The organism is Bartonella sp. MR90HLJMH (genome assembly GCF_042194115.1).
Classification (GTDB): Bacteria; Pseudomonadota; Alphaproteobacteria; order Rhizobiales; family Rhizobiaceae; genus Bartonella; species Bartonella grahamii.
Genome location: NZ_JBHIMM010000012.1, coordinates 34,642 through 48,529, shown reverse-complemented (window position 1 = coordinate 48,529; position 13,888 = coordinate 34,642). Strand labels below are relative to the sequence as shown.

The following is a 13,888-nucleotide window of genomic DNA, read 5'->3' as shown; positions in this document are numbered from 1 at the left end:
GATGGATCGTTAAAAGATTTAGAGAAGCGCTTAGAGGCTTTAAGAGAAGAGTTTGAAGATTTGAAAGAGTGTTCATTAGACGAAGTGCTCTGAATGATGTGAGGACGAAAGCAGATGAAGATACCCGATCATGAACATGAATATTTGATACCTGTCGCGACGAGAGAAGAAATGATAGCAGGAACTTCTCAAGACAGTGTTGTTGTTCCGAAGCTTTTAGGGACGGCGTCTTTGTATTCGTATGAAACCTTTGCGCCCTTAGAGCAGGTTGTTAATGCAAGGAAAGAAGCAGAAAAAGCCATGGCGCGTGCGAATGGCGCGCAACAAACAGCAGATCAAGCGAAAACTATAGCAGATAGTGTCAAGGAATTATCGGATGCAGCAGCGACGACGATAGCGCAAGCAGCAGGCACAGCAGCGAGTGCAGTTACTGTAGCTTCTGAAGCCAAGACGACAGCAGAGACAGCTTTAGAGCAGGCAAATACGGCATTAACAACATCCAATGCCGCCAAGCAGACAGCAGAGATATCGAAAGCTTCTTCAGAAGATGCCAAGATGAAATCAGAAGCGGCAGAGAGGTTAGCGCAAGAAGCCAAGCGTATTGCGGAGGATACTAAAGGTGCAGCCGATAGAGTGACGACAGCGGTCACGGAAAGCTCTCAAAGAGTGACACAAGTTCAAGGCACAGTAGAGACAGCTTTGACAGAGGCAAGAGAAGCCAAGGCAACGGCAGGAGATGCAAAAACACTTTCCGAACAAACCAAGAGTGCTTTTGATGATGCCAAGCAGGTGATGGGTGAGGTGAAGAATGTTGCAGAAACGGCGGCAGCGAGCAGTGGGCAAGCTCTCACTACAGCGAAGAAAGCCAAGATGACAGCTGAGACAGCATCTTCGGTAGCTGGTGATGCAAAAGAAACGGCATTGAGAGCGTTGGCAGATGTCAATGACCTTAAGCAATCGGTTGATCATGTCAAGAATACAGCTGAGGGAGCCAAAAGGACAGCAGAAGGAGTAGAACAGAGGGCTTTAACAATAGAAGACGTTGCTACACAAGCCAAGACTAAAGCCGGTGAAGCGAAACAATTGGTTGAAGAAGTTAAGACGAGAGCGCATTCGGCAGAAACGTTAGCGAATAATGCAAAGCGGTTAGCGGATAGCGCAAAAGACACAGCGGTGGAAGCAAAAAATAAAGCAGAGGATGCTCATGTCCTTTCGCAAGAAGCTAAGAGCACAGCAGAAACGGCAGAAGAGAAAGCCGCAAGAGCCGAAAAGAAGGCGGATGATGCGACAGTTACAGCTTCAGAAGCCAAGACTATGGCGCAAGAGGCAAAACAGGCGTTAGAGACATCAACAGCGCACCAAGATGCTTCAGAAGCATTGTCTAAAGCCGCTGAAGCGAAAAAAGTAGCAGATCAGGCAGCAACGTTAGCTAATGAAAGTAAAACGACAGCTGTTGAGGCAAAAGGTTTAGTGGAGGAAGTAAAACAATCGGTAGCGACAGCGACAGAAACAGCAGAGAGCGTAGCTAACGAAGCCAAAGGAGCATCAGAAAGTGCTGTTAGGGTGGCGAATACAGCGAAGACCACAGCAGAAGAAGCCAAGAGTGCAGCGAATACAGCAACAGCGACGGCTCATCAAGCCCAACAGAGTGCAGAGGAGGCTACAAAATTAGCTTCTGAAGCGAAAGCGGTAGCAGAGTCTGCGGCGCGTTCAGGAGAGACGGCAGGGCATGTTGATGCAGAAGCGTTGAAGGGTATAGCTACAGCAGCAAAGAGTAAAGCGGAAGCAGCAGAGAAGGTAGCAGAAGAAACGAAAGGTGCTTTGGATGGTCTAAAACAATTAGCCAATAGTGCGAAGTCGACAGCGGACGAGGCAAAGAAGGTAGCTGATGGTGCACAAAAGAAGGCATCGCAGGTAGAGACAGTAGCGGGTGAAGCTGAAAAGATAGCGAAAGAAGCCAAACAGACAGCTGGTTATGCTAACCATGAGGCGGCACAAGCGCGCAGTGAGGTAGAAAAGGCAAAAAGTACAGCTCATGAAGGATGGAGTAATGCCAATAAAGCTCAGGAAGTAGCAGGTGACGCTAAGACTATAGCAAGTTTAGCGCGTACGTACGCAGATGAAGCCAAGAAGATAGCGGAAAATTCAGGCAACACAGCTCATCAAGGGTGGAGTACAGCTAACAACGCGAAGGAAGTAGCCGATAACGCTAAGACTATAGCAAGTTTAGCACGGACATATGCAGACGAAGCCAAGAAAAAAGCGGAAGTAGCAGATTCACAATCCTATCAAGCTAAGGGCGAAGCCGAAAAAGCCAAGGAAATAGCTAATAGTGCAAAATATACAGCAGAACAAGCACAGAAAGCGGCAGAAGCGGCGGGTAAAAAGGCAGCGTCTTTAGCATCATCTTTAGAAGACAAGCTAGAAGAGACAGAAAAAACAGCGAAGGAAGCCAAACAGAAAGCTGTTTATGCCGAAAATGATGCGAGGCAAGCTCGTAGTGAGGCAGAATCTGCGAAAAATATAGCTTATAATGCTAGTAGTACAGCTAACAACGCGAAGGAAGCCGCCAATAACGCTAAGACTATAGCAAGTTTAGCAGAAAGAGCAGGCGAAGAAGCCAAGAAAATAGCGGAGAAAGCCGATGACCGAGCGTATGAAGCCAAGAATGAAGTAGAAAAAGCCAAGGAAATAGCTAGTAATGCAAAATATATAGCAGGAGAGGCGCAGAGGGCAGCCGAAACAGCGGGTAAAAAAGCCGCGTCTTTAGAGGAAGAAGCGGAAGAAGCACAAAAAATAGCCAAGGAAGCCAAGGAGTCTGCTGGCTATGCAAGACATGACGCGACGCAAGCACGCAATCAGGCAGAAAATGCAGAGAAAATAGCCTCGTCTGCGAGAAGTAGGGTTATCGATATCAATCAAGTGGTTGAGAATTTTAAAGCCCCCGTAAGTTTAGCGCGGATGTACTCAGAAGAAGCCAAGAAAAAAGCCGAGTCGGCAGATTCACAAGCCTATCAAGCCAAGAGCGAAGCTGAAAAAGCCAAGGAAGTAGCCGATAGAGCGAAAAGGACAGCAGAAGAAGCTAAAACAACAGCCGATACGACGAAACAAGAGCTTGGAGGTATCAAGAGTTCCCTAGCAACGGCAACAACAGCCCATACAGTAGCCTCACAGGCAAAAGTGCTAGGGGAAGAGATAAACAATTTACTGAAACAGTCCAATTTAACGGTTCTTTCAATTTCTACGCCGTTTCTTGTTGCGACAGGGAAAAAACAACTCACATTGAAGAAAGGAACGCGTATAACCTTGGCATTAGGCAATGATACTTTGGTTGCAAGTTATATGGCAGATACAAGAATAAGCGTTCCTTCTCTTTCGGCAGGCAAGGATTATTATGTTTATTTGGTTTCTGATGGAAAACAGTCTCATAAACTTGTTTTGTCAGAAAACTCTACCTATCCAAGGGATTACACTGTGAGTAATTCTCGTAAGATAGGAGGGTTTCATACGCTCTGTGCGGATGTTGGTACGATTTCTGGTCATCCATTATCCGGTTATCAAGCAGGGGATATATTGCCGAATTCTGTTTGGTGTTTGAATCACCGCCCTTATAGTTCACCAGAGGGAATGGTCTACGACCCCTCTACAGATCTTTGGGTTGATATTTATCTTCAATCAGGGACGGGTGAAAATACGAAATCAATGTATCGTACCAATATAACAACAAACCGTAATTATACCGAACATGTAACAGATATGGCGCGTGTTAAAAAATCTTTACTGAGTGATGAAGCGTTTGCTTCTGCTATGTATGGAAGCAATGAAAAGACACATATTGTTGGCAAGAAAGAACCAACCTCTAAGGTTTCAGGTGGATATAAGGATACGGCAAATATACGGATGATTTCGCATATCGGTTGTGAAGATGGTTGCGGTTATGTTTGGCAATTTTTATCGGGCACGTTTCCTATACCCATAAGCCGTACGCAAAATACGTTTGAAATGAGAGCATTGTTAGGGGGTGGTAGCTGGAGTAATACAACGGATAATGGGCGTTTTACTCGAGCCGCCATGATCGTCAATGGTGGAAATGAACAAGTTGCGGCGCGTGGATGTAGCCATACGCGTCATTTTGTTTAGGAGGGAGAGATGATAGAATATCCAGAACATTTAAATAGCAAAGAAGATTATCTGAACATGCTTTCTTTTGACAAAGTTGAAACAGTAAGAAGGCTAGAGCATCTTTTAGCAATGCGTTTTTATTGGGTCTTTGTTAAAGAGCTTGGAGAGGGAGAAGAGGGGATTGAAGATGACACGCATAAGGTTTGTCTAACAACAACCATGCCGTTTGATTCAAATGGTGATTTTGTAGAAAAGCGTTGTCAGTATGAATTACAGGAAAGTGAATATGCGCCGCTCTTTCAGCTTGGCTTTGGTGTTGAAGAAGTCGAGCAACTGATCAAAGAGCATAGTCAATAGAGATCATAAAAAAACATTTTTATCCAGCCTCACTTTTGTGGGGCTTTTTTTATGGAGCGTCAGATGAGAAAGATATCGAAAGAAGGATTAGAGCTTATCAAACAATGGGAAGGATTGCGTTTAGAGGCTTATAGAGACACGGCATGTATCTGGACGATTGGTTATGGTCACACCAGCAATGCGGGTCACCCCCTTGTCAAAAAAGGCATGTGTATTAGCCAAGAGCAAGCAGAAGAAATCCTTTGTGAAGACTTAAAGCAATTTGAGAAGACGGTAGAGGAATCGGTCACGGTTTCGTTAACGGATTGCCAATTCGCGGCATTAGTCTCATTTTGCTATAACGTAGGAACAGCTGCTTTTCGCAAGTCAACATTGTTGAAGAAGCTCAATCAAGGCGATTATGAAGCCGTACCTGTTGAATTACAGAAATGGAATAAGGTGGGTGGGAAGCCTCTTGCTGGTTTAGCCAACCGTCGAGCAGCAGAAGCAGGATTATGGGTAAAAGGGTCTTATGTTTCTTCGAATTATCAAAGGGTAGAAACGAAAACGGCAACAGGACTTCTTAAAATAGAAGCACTTGCCCCGATTATAGGGTCTTGTTCTGGTTTTGGCGGCTTGTTAGCAGGCAATGGACCGGTGCAATGGGCATTAGCAGGCATAATGGTTTTAGCGGCTGTAACGGGCATAGTGATTGTCGCCAAGCGGTTTGGGGAGCAACGCTTATGATTTTTTGGCTAAAGAAATATTCTCTTATGTTTACAGCGGCTTTAGCCGTTTTTTTTATGGCTTTAGCCAAGGCGTTTCACCTTGGCAAGCAAAGCGAACGGCAAAAGCAAACAGAGAATGCTTTAAAGACAGCAACAACGCGGCTTGAGGTAGAAAATGAAGTTAATCAAAAAAGTGATGCTGGTGTGCGCTCTGAACTTTCTCGTTGGGTGCGCGGCAAATAGGTCTGTTTCTTGTGGTGGCTGGTTGCCCATTTATTTGGATAACAAGGATGTTGCGGTCATCAGTTCCAACCTTGCAAGAGATATTTTGAAGCATAACAAGCAGGGAGCCCATTTATGTGGTTGGAAAGATGGTCAAGAAACGAAGCACCAAAGATAAAGATCTTACAGAAACAGAACAACAGCTCCTTCACGAGATGATAGAGACCTACCAAGGCTTAAAGATGATGTCACGCATCATGAAATTGATTGCCTTTATTCTCTTTATGTTTGTAATAGATTTTTCCCGTTTCGTGGACGCCGTAGAGAATAGCTTCTCACACCTCAAAAAGTGGATAACAAAAAGTTAGATATCAAATCTCTCCTTTAAAAATATGATGAAACAAGAATTTACACAAACATTGTTTGCGTGGATGGGTGGTAAACACTATCTGCGTAAGAAAATTATACCGATTTTAAATAGCATTGACCATGAAACCTATGTTGAACCATTTTTAGGTTCTGGTGTTATTTTTCTAAATAAAAGACCAGCAAAATATTCCGTGATTAATGATTTGAATGGAGAGATCACGAATCTGTTTCAATGTGTTCAAAATGACTTTGATGATTTAGCCAAACGACTAGAATGGTTTGTTTGTTCAAGACAGTTGTTTTTTGAACTTGCGGCTATTGAACCAGAGAGCCTTTCCAAAGTTGAAAGAGCCGCTCGCTTTTTGTTTCTCCAACGTTGTGTGATGTATGGGAAAAAAGATTATGTCTCTTTTAGTTTTGGAAGGAAAAGAACGGCAGAGTTTAATCCCGATAAGCTTTTAGCAAGGATGCGACGTGTTAGACAGAAGCTTCTTGATACGACAATCTTAAATTTGTCGTGGGAACGGGTTATCGAGCTATTTGATGCACCCGACAGTTTATTTTATTTAGACCCGCCTTATCTAGTGAAGAAGAAGTGTTACAGCTCTGGGAATTTTGTTGAAGATGATTTTGTGAGTATGGCAAAAGTTCTCAAAAGCATACAAGGCAAATTTGTCTTGAGTCTCAATGATTGTGATGAGGTTAGAGAGATCTTTAAGGATTTTGACTTTTTAGAATTAGAAACTCTTTGGACCTCTGGTTTTGCTAAAAAACCACCCCGAAAAGAACTCTTGATTCGTAATAATTGAAGAAAATCATAAAAAGATTTGTTAGAATCAGAAAAAATATTTCTTCTCTAATAGGACTTTTTTTGATGCTTACACCCTTTGGTAAAATTTTACGTAAACTTCGCGTTGATCACTCAGAACGCCTCTTAGATATGGCTAAGAAATTAGACATATCTGTAGCATTTTTATCTTCTGTAGAAATTGGCAAAAAATCTGTTCCTGTAGGATTGGAAGAAAAGATCATAGAGCTTTATGGTTTAGATAAAGCTATGGCTTCTCTCTTAAAAAAAGAAGCCTATTCGTGTCGAAAAAGCATCATAATAAAACCTTCTACTCCGTTGCAACGTGAAACTGTTGTTGCGTTTATGAGGCTTTTAGATGGCTTACATCAAGAAGCGTTAGTAGACTTCAAAGAAACATTAGAAACATTGTGCGAAGCGTGCTTTATAGAGAAATGTTAGAAAATCCTATTCCCTAACTTTTATTTACGCGTCCCTCACTGTAAAAAAGCTGTATAAATACAGCAAGTTATTTTTACATAAAACTTACATGTTATCCGTGAATGGTATAACGGTAAAGCTCCTATGAAGTGTACAATTTACAGAGCACTAGCATCTTTACGCTTCATAAGAGACATTTTAAATTCTTTCTTTAAAAGTTTTTACCCATATGCCGGTCCCACTTATGACGTGCAAGAGAATGATTTTGATTGATTCAATATAAACAGATTTGAAATGAGTGAATCTCACGATATTAGGGGCTCTCATTCAACATGAAAAAATAATGAATTATTATTATAAATCAGTGTGATGAGTCTTTAATGATAGGGAATCAACAATGCGAAGAGTCTATAATCTTTGGGCATCCAAGGCATTGAAGCGAGTTAAAAATGCGTTTTCAATTTGTTGGGTAGAATAGGGGTATAAATTAAGATCATCGGGTAAAATATTATTGGGAGAGCCAAAATAGCGAAGGGCTTCTTCTGTACTAAATCCAGCAAGCGTAATCGCTTCATAATATGCAGCGATACGGTCGGCTTGTTTGATTTTTTTTAAAAGTTTTTGAGAAAGATCAACGGGAAGAGAAAAGCGCATGTGGATAGCATCTTGGATGCCCTTTTCAATGCGTTCATATTGTGTTCCTATGACAGCTTTAAAGGGGGAAATCATATCGCCGATGACATATTCTGGAGCATCATGAAGAAGAGCATAAAGACATTCGTTGCTTCCCGATTGTGGAAAAAGTTTTTGAAATATTTGTTCAACCAAAAGTGAATGTTGTGCAACAGAATAGGCATGCTCCCCTCGTGTTTGACCGTTCCAACGTGCCACGCGAGAAAGTCCATGGGCAATATCCTCAATTTCAACATCAAAAGGAGAAGGGTTGAGAAGATCAAGTCTGCGTCCAGAGAGCATTCTTTGCCAAGCGCGTGCTTCTCCATTTTTTAATAATTCAGCTTTAGCCATGCATATTTTCTATAGTATTTTCAGGAAAGGTAAAATTCATATTTTTAGCAATGTTTATAGTGACAGGAATGTTTTTTACAGTAAAGGGGATGTTATGGTCCATAGAATCTTTGACGTGATCAATACGCATTAAAGCGAGAGCCTCATTTTCTACACACGTTCCCAAGTAGCCAAGCACTTTTGTTCCTGCTTCAATGCTAGATTGAGGGGTTAATTCACACTGGCCTTTTACAATAAAAATACGGCGACGTGCTGCACGGCGGTGGTGCATTCGTGAAACAATTTCTTGTCCAATATAACATCCTTTATTGAATGAGAGTCCATTGATTTGATCGTAATTAATATCATGAGGAAAGACTTTGCCAACTTCATAGTCTTGACCACTTTCCGCAATTGCATAACGGATACGCAATTGATTCCATGTATCATGATACTCTGAAGTCAAAAAAGGTTTTTTGCCATAGATTCGTATTATTTTTTCTTGTTGTGGGAAGCGTTTATCAACAAAACTTGAATCAAAATTTAAAGTATCTGATTCATTATTCAAAGAAACCGTAACAAGCTCTTGTAATGGTTGTGTAATTTCTACTTTTTTACGCAGCTTATAGAGCAACAGACGTTGGTGAAGCGTATCAGCTAAAGGCATTCTGATATCAATCAGGTAACCATTTTCTTTTTTTCCGATAAGAAAATCAGCAAGAATCTTTCCTTGTGGGGATAAAAGGGCTCCAGGGAAAAGTTCCTGTGGACTGATTTTTTTTACATCTGTCGTGATCAAGGATTGTAGAAAATCTGTTGCTTCTTCGCCTGTAATTTGAATAAGCCTGCGGTTTTTTAAGCAAATGGCATTTTGTTTTTCAATCATGGTTCTTGCCTTTCTGCTCAAAGTTACATAATCGATAAGTGAGCAATATGTAAGGAGCGTGGCTATGTTTAAAACATTTGATACAATTTTTAAAGGTGCAACACTTGTGAATCATGATGGAAGAAGCAAGCGTGATATTGGTATTACAAATGGTCGTATTGCTGAAATAGGCAACCTTACATGTGCATCGGCTAGTGAGGTCATTGATTGTACGGGGCTTCATATTTTACCAGGAATTATTGATAGCCAAGTGCATTTTCGTGAGCCAGGAAATGAATATAAGGAGGATTTGGAAAGTGGCTCGTATTCTGCTGTGTTAGGGGGTGTTACGGCAGTTTTTGAAATGCCTAATACCAATCCGTTGACAACATCAGAAGAAACATTAAACGATAAGGTTAAACGCGGATTTCATCGAATGCATTGTGATTTTGCATTTTGGGTTGGAGGAACGCGTGAAAATGCCCATGAACTCTCTGAGTTAGAAAGACTTCCCGGTGCGGCTGGAATTAAAGTCTTTATGGGGGCCTCTACCGGTGATCTTTTGGTTGATGATGATGAAAGTGTACGCCTTATTTTGAAGAATACACGCCGTCGTGCAGCTTTTCATTCTGAAGATGAGGCGAGGCTCAAAGAGCGTAAAATATTGCGTATTGAAGGGGATGCATCGTCACATCCGATTTGGCGTGATGAAGTTGCGGCATTAAAATGTACGCAGCGTTTGGTAAAAATTGCCCATGAGACGAAAGCACGGATTCATGTGTTACATCTTTCGACAGAAGAAGAAATTGATTTTCTAAAAAAACATAAGGATGTTGCAACAATTGAAGTGACACAACATCATTTGACTCTCACGGCTGATGATTATAAGAAGTTTGGTACATTAATTCAGATGAATCCGCCTATTCGTGAGTCGCGCCACCGTGAAGCTCTTTGGTACGGTGTTCAACAAGGAATTATTGATGTCTTAGGCTCAGATCATGCGCCTCATACTCTTGAAGAAAAACTTCAACCTTATCCCTCTTCACCTTCAGGAATGACAGGGGTGCAAACAACAGCAGCAATTATGTTGACACATGTGAATGAAGGAAAAATATCTCTTGAACGTTTTGTTGATCTCACTTCACATGGCCCTAGTCGTATTTTTGGTATAAGCTGTAAAGGGCGCATTGCTGTTGGGTACGATGCTGATTTAACCATTGTTGATCTTAAGAGAGAAGAAATTATTACGAATGGCTTAATTGGTTCGCGTGCCGGTTGGACACCTTATGATGGTCAAAAAGTTAAAGGTTGGCCTGTTGGGACTATTATCCGTGGTATGCGCGTTATGTGGGAAGGTGAAATTGTCACACCTTCACAAGGAGAGCCTGTTAAATTTATGGAAACTTTGGTGTAAACAGATTAAAAAGTATGCCGTAAAATATCATCTTTTAGAGTGATGATATAGGGTATGTCAGCCTCTTTGGCACATAAGTGTTTTTTATGCGTGGTGAATATTCTTAGGCTTATTTGTAGAAACTATGAAGCAAATTACATGAGTGGGAAGCCAAGAGGAATCTTGTTCAACAAGAACCTAGATTATTTACAGAGCAAATTTAGTTAACAATCTTCATCCTTTGAGGTGTGGGGAGGAAGCCAAAGAACGATTTTGTATGGGGAAAAAGGCGCTCATACGAATAAAAGCGTATCGAGACATTATTCTTTAAAAGTTTCTCTATTTTCAGAGCTGGTTTATTGCTCCCCGCATTTGTGAGAGGAATATCATTGATATCGCTAAAATGGAGAAAGATACTTTTTGCATAGATTAATTATTTATAATGCATGAGGAGGTTTTCAGATAAAATTCTTCCTTCCTCGATGTATCTTTGATTGGCTTCAATGGCTGCTTGGGTACAATGGTGATAATTTTCTGAGAAAGCACGATACGCTTCATTAAACGCTTCATAAAAATAAGCACGTCTTTGTGGAATGGGGTGTTCTGCTTCAATTAGTGCATTCATATAATCATACCATTGGTTTGTTGGAGGCTCGCAAAGATTTTGGAGAGAATGCAATGATCCCAAAATTTCTGCTAGTCGGAGTAATTTTTTTTCATAAGGTGGAGATTGTTGCGCAAAGGTTGGCATTGAAATGACAAGAAATATTAAAATAATGATGTTCATCAATCTATTACGCATTATTTTTATTGCTTTCTTTGAATAAAACTCTGTACAGATAAAATAATTTTGTCATGAGAACTGTGTAAAAAAATAGAGTTAATTGCTACATTATTCTCAATTATTGATTATAAAATATAGGGCGTAAGAGGCAGTAAGGAACCCATTGTGGAATATTGAAAATACTGACGAAGCTTTGTGTGGTTAAAAATTTAAGATTTGCTTCCTGAAAGCTATCTATTTTTCACATAGGTTTATATTGTGTTGCCTATAGAATTTTTTCTAAGCTCGTTTTCTTTAAGAAGGGAAAGCATCTCTAATGATAGAATGCTTTTGTTCAATCAAATAAAATAGATTGTTTTTATGATAAATGATGGATACAGCCGTGAATACAATGGGAAAATGGTAAGAAGAATTTACTATAAGAAAAAAGTTTTTAGCCTAAACCGCGTAATACGATAATTTGAGATAAGATGCATCTAAAAGGAGCGGTGCATAATATCGTCTATGGAGTCAATAATGAAAGAGTTGCGATTTTATAATACGCTGACACGTAAAAAAGAAAATTTTACACCAATAGATCCGACAAGAGTACGTCTTTATGTTTGTGGACCGACAGTTTATGATTATGCGCATGTAGGAAATGCACGCCCTGTCATTGTTTTTGATATTTTATTTCGTTTATTGCGTCATGTTTATGGCAATGAGCATGTTCTATATGCGCGTAATATTACAGATGTTGATGATAAAATTAATGCACGAGCAGCTTTTGAATATCCAAACTTGTCATTGAATGACGCCATTCGTCAATTAACAGAACGTACATATTGCCAGTTTCAACAAGATACAATAGCACTTGGTTGTCTATTACCAACCAGTCAGCCGCGCGCAACCGAGCATTTAGAGGAAATGCGCTCTTTAATTGAAAGATTGCTTGAAAAGGGGCACGCTTATAAAGCGGAAAATCATATATTATTTTCTGTAAGTAGCATAAAAAATCCTCCCCACTATGGGGCATTTGCAAATCGTTCTTTAGATGAAATGAGGGCGGGGGCGCGTATTGATGTTGCTGCTTATAAAAGGGAAGAGATGGATTTTGTTTTATGGAAACCTTCTGTGGAAGGGGAGCCAGGTTGGGAATCGCCGGCCGGAATTCCTGTTTTAGGTCGTCCAGGTTGGCATATTGAATGTTCTGCGATGTCAATGGCAAAGTTATTAGCGCCCTATGGCGGTGGTTTAACTTGTGATGATCCAACCGCGAATGTTTTTGATATCCATGGTGGTGGAGTTGATTTAATTTTTCCTCATCATGAAAACGAGATTGCACAAAGTTGTTCAGCTTTTGGGACGGAGCGAATGGCAAATTTTTGGATGCATAATGGTTTTTTACAAGTTGAAGGCAAAAAAATGTCGAAAAGCTTTGGCAATTTCATAACTATTCGTTCTGTTTTAGAGAATAATTTTTTGGAGTTTAATGGTATTTTAATCGATGAAATGAAGAAAAATTGGGCTGGTTTGTCTGCGCGTTTTTCGATGTTGCAAACGCATTATCGTGAACCATTAAATTGGACAGCGCAGCGTTTAATACAATCGAGTGGCGAACTATATCGTTGGTATGAATTGCTTCGCAGCAAAAAAAGTGAGATGGAAAACAATGAAGCAATTAATGATACTTTGATAGATGCACTCAGTGATGATCTTAATACTCCAAAAGCACTGACTCTTTTGCGAAAGTTTTATAAAGAAGGGAATGCGCTGGCTCTTGCTAATGGGATGAATTTATTAGGACTGTTACGACAAGAATGGATTAAAGAAATAGACTGCCCATTATTTATAAAAAAAACTTTTCTTGATTCAAAATTTATTGATCAACGTATTGCTGAAAGACTACGACTTATCCATAATAAAGAGTGGGAAGCAGCGGATACAATTCGTGATGAGCTTGCAGCGGAGGGGGTTCTTTTAAAAGACAGTAAGGATCCGCAGAGTGGTGAGCGCATAACTGTGTGGGAAATAAAACGATTTTAATTTTCCTATTCCAGCAGCTTACATAAATAAAGGGAGGAAAATTTGATGGAATTTTTATATCATTATGGGTATATCGCGCTTAAGCTGGCTGTAGGTCTTGTTGCCTTCTTATTTATTTTAAGAACGACGGGGCGGGGGAGCCTTAGTCAGATGACACCAGTTGATTTGGTCAGTAATTTTGTTATGGGAGGTATTATTGGAGGCGTTATTTATAATCAGAGTATTAGTAGCATTCAATTATTGCTTGTTTTACTCATCTGGCAAACCTTGATTACATCTTTTAATTTTTTTGCACGCTATTCAGTTTTTTTTCGTCGTCTTATTGCAGGGCGGAATGTTACATTAGTTTTAGATGGGGTTTTCCAAATAGATAAGATTAAGAACTTAGGGATCAATGTTAATGATCTCATTACGATGTTACGTCTTAAAGGGTGTCACTTACATGAAGCCGCTTTTGTTCGTTTGGAAACCAATGGTGATTTCACTGTCATTAAAAAGGAAGAAGGGAAGAAATCGACGATTTTAATAGAAAATGGTGAAGTTATTGATGATGGACTTAAAGAGATTGGTAAAACAAAAAAGTGGCTTCAGGCAGAATTGAAAAAAAACCATGTAAAAGTTGAAAATTTATTTGCAGCAGAGTGGTATGAAAATACAGATAAAAATAATAAATTGTATAGTGGATTATTTCTTGTTCCTTTTTCAAAAACAGTCTAACTTTACATAACGAGTGGGTATAGCTTATTGGAAGCGTAATGAAGAGATAAATCTATAAACAACCACAGGGGGGTATTTTGCCTTTTTCGTGTGG

The 13,888-nt window shown here is 40.1% G+C and carries 13 protein-coding genes; 10 read left to right on the top strand and 3 right to left on the bottom strand.

What is annotated here, in order from left to right:
* Positions 1–114: 114 nt before the first annotated feature.
* The 7 genes from ACFIJ9_RS07890 to ACFIJ9_RS07860 all read left to right on the top strand — a co-directional run bounded on the left by ACFIJ9_RS07890 (position 115) and on the right by ACFIJ9_RS07860 (position 7,026).
* Complete coding sequence (locus ACFIJ9_RS07890; protein ID WP_375636581.1) at positions 115–4,140, top strand: alanine-zipper protein; 4,026 nt, start codon at positions 115–117, stop codon at positions 4,138–4,140.
* A gap of 9 nt (positions 4,141–4,149) precedes the next feature.
* Positions 4,150–4,479 (top strand): hypothetical protein, encoded by a 330-nt coding sequence (locus ACFIJ9_RS07885; protein ID WP_375636579.1) that lies wholly within the window; start codon positions 4,150–4,152, stop codon positions 4,477–4,479.
* Positions 4,480–4,542: 63 nt separating this feature from the next.
* On the top strand, positions 4,543–5,205 hold the full coding sequence (locus ACFIJ9_RS07880) for a lysozyme (protein ID WP_375636578.1): 663 nt from the start codon (positions 4,543–4,545) through the stop codon (positions 5,203–5,205).
* Complete coding sequence (locus ACFIJ9_RS07875) at positions 5,202–5,429, top strand: hypothetical protein (protein ID WP_012754703.1); 228 nt, start codon at positions 5,202–5,204, stop codon at positions 5,427–5,429. The genes ACFIJ9_RS07880 and ACFIJ9_RS07875 overlap by 4 nt, the downstream gene beginning before the upstream one ends.
* Positions 5,430–5,545: 116 nt before the next feature.
* Positions 5,546–5,776, top strand: coding sequence for a hypothetical protein (locus ACFIJ9_RS07870; RefSeq protein WP_375636577.1), 231 nt, complete (start codon positions 5,546–5,548; stop codon positions 5,774–5,776).
* A gap of 24 nt (positions 5,777–5,800) precedes the next feature.
* Complete coding sequence (locus tag ACFIJ9_RS07865) at positions 5,801–6,586, top strand: DNA adenine methylase (protein ID WP_375636576.1); 786 nt, start codon at positions 5,801–5,803, stop codon at positions 6,584–6,586.
* 65 nt (positions 6,587–6,651) lie between these two features.
* Positions 6,652–7,026 (top strand): helix-turn-helix domain-containing protein, encoded by a 375-nt coding sequence (locus ACFIJ9_RS07860; RefSeq protein ID WP_375636575.1) that lies wholly within the window; start codon positions 6,652–6,654, stop codon positions 7,024–7,026.
* 387 nt (positions 7,027–7,413) lie between these two features.
* On the opposite strand, the gene ACFIJ9_RS07855 is transcribed toward ACFIJ9_RS07860, so the two are convergent.
* Positions 7,414–8,031, bottom strand: a complete 618-nt coding sequence (locus tag ACFIJ9_RS07855; protein WP_375636574.1) for a YfbR-like 5'-deoxynucleotidase — start codon at positions 8,029–8,031, stop codon at positions 7,414–7,416.
* On the bottom strand, positions 8,024–8,896 hold the full coding sequence (locus ACFIJ9_RS07850) for a YgfZ/GcvT domain-containing protein (protein WP_375636572.1): 873 nt from the start codon (positions 8,894–8,896) through the stop codon (positions 8,024–8,026). The genes ACFIJ9_RS07855 and ACFIJ9_RS07850 overlap by 8 nt, the downstream gene beginning before the upstream one ends.
* A gap of 64 nt (positions 8,897–8,960) precedes the next feature.
* Here ACFIJ9_RS07850 and ACFIJ9_RS07845 point away from each other — a divergent pair, with 64 nt between their 5' ends.
* Positions 8,961–10,289 carry a dihydroorotase gene (locus ACFIJ9_RS07845; protein ID WP_375636570.1) on the top strand — a complete coding sequence of 443 codons (1,329 nt, stop codon included), beginning with the start codon at positions 8,961–8,963 and terminating at the stop codon, positions 10,287–10,289.
* A gap of 412 nt (positions 10,290–10,701) precedes the next feature.
* Here the strand turns inward: ACFIJ9_RS07845 and ACFIJ9_RS07840 are convergent, their stop codons facing one another.
* Positions 10,702–11,070: a TIGR02301 family protein gene (locus ACFIJ9_RS07840; protein ID WP_208439587.1), complete on the bottom strand. Its 369-nt coding sequence runs from the start codon at positions 11,068–11,070 to the stop codon at positions 10,702–10,704.
* Positions 11,071–11,568: 498 nt separating this feature from the next.
* Between ACFIJ9_RS07840 and cysS the strand changes: the two genes are divergently transcribed.
* Together cysS and ACFIJ9_RS07830 are read left to right on the top strand one after the other, a co-directional pair.
* Positions 11,569–13,077: a cysteine--tRNA ligase gene (gene cysS, locus ACFIJ9_RS07835; RefSeq protein ID WP_375636568.1), complete on the top strand. Its 1,509-nt coding sequence runs from the start codon at positions 11,569–11,571 to the stop codon at positions 13,075–13,077.
* Between the two features lie 45 nt (positions 13,078–13,122).
* The gene (locus ACFIJ9_RS07830) at positions 13,123–13,794 is read left to right on the top strand and encodes a DUF421 domain-containing protein (RefSeq protein WP_375636566.1); all 672 of its coding nucleotides are present in this window, start codon (positions 13,123–13,125) and stop codon (positions 13,792–13,794) included.
* The last annotated feature ends 94 nt before the right edge of the window (positions 13,795–13,888 follow it).